Origin of the sequence: Bradyrhizobium elkanii WSM2783 (assembly GCF_000472865.1) — a bacterium.
Lineage (GTDB): Bacteria > Pseudomonadota > Alphaproteobacteria > Rhizobiales > Xanthobacteraceae > Bradyrhizobium > Bradyrhizobium elkanii_A.
Window position 1 is genome coordinate 1 of record NZ_AXAP01000214.1, and the last position, 1,202, is coordinate 1,202.

General features: G+C 58.9%; 1 protein-coding gene. It reads left to right on the top strand.

Annotated elements, in window-relative coordinates:
• Positions 1–453 (top strand): hypothetical protein (locus YY7_RS0149915; RefSeq protein WP_210164766.1); only part of this gene is annotated, 453 nt, incomplete at its 5' end.
• Positions 454–1,202: the final 749 nt, after the last annotated feature.

A 1,202-nucleotide genomic window follows, 5' to 3' on the forward strand; every position in this document is an offset into this window, starting at 1 on the left:
GATCGCGCCTGGATCAAGCGGAAGATCAGTTGCGGCTGTGTGGCCGGAGCGGTTCGCGTCGGAAGTCCGCGCGATGCGGCGAGCATCCTAATGAAGAGACTAGTCCGCTCTCGCCTTCATTTTTCAGGCTCGGAGCCGCCCTATATGCCCGGCCTGCTCACAAGCCAAGAGATGGCGGGCATTGTTGGTGCCTTGGAGCAGGAATTAAGACGAAATACGATGGCGGCAGAAGCGGATCAGCAACGAGATGAGGCCACCATCATCACGGCAGCCAGGGACCTACAGCTCAATCCCCGGCCTGCAAGCCACAACAGCACCGCGTGGATTGCGGATTGCGCGCGCCGGAAGCATTTCATCGAGATCTCCGCGTCTCGCAACGAATTTTATTGTGGTTGCTGTAGACGATCCGGGGGACCGGCGGAGCTTGAGGCGTTTTGCGAAGAGGCCGTCTGAAATTGAGTCCTTGGTGACGTGAGGAGGATATGGGAATGATCGAGCCACCCAAAGCATCGGCCCCGAATGAACGTTGTTGGACGTGCGAGGAAGTGTCAAAGGAAAGCACTCGCACGAACGCTGTACGCGAGCGGTACATGGAAAAAATTGCCAAAAATCCAAGGTGGCGAGACTCGACCAAGCCCGGCCGGGGCGCTTTGATCGGCGGCGCGAGCTCCCCGGCAAAGAGATGACCGACCGGGGCACTGAAGAATCCGGCAGGCACAGCCCCGGTTTTCGCAGAACCGGTTTAAGAATGTCGCACGAGCTCGGCTCTCAGGTGGCATCGGCAGAACCCGGCGCCCCTCCATCCCACTCGGGTCGGGCCATCAAAAGTTTCTCATAACGCGTGCTAACGTCGTTGACTTCCAGACCCGGCTCGCTGAGCGCATAGAGAGTGCCGAACGCGGCCTCTTAGGCAATGTTGCAAAGAACAAGACGTAGGTCGCGGCTCGATGCGCCCGCGGCCAAGATCCGTATTGGTCCAGTACGGCTAGCAGGTTGCCTTTAGCACGTTTGAGACAGGTCGATGCGTCTGAGGACGTCTGTTAGTTGGGGGCAGATCGGAAGTGATGAGCAGCCGGTCCGACTGACGCGAATGACGCACACAACCAAGGTGGAGTCGAGATGTGGCGCGGTGGCTTTAGGCTACACATATCTGTTCCCGCCCCTTTCGTCTGGCGGTGCCTTAGTGGTGTAGCCGTGACTCC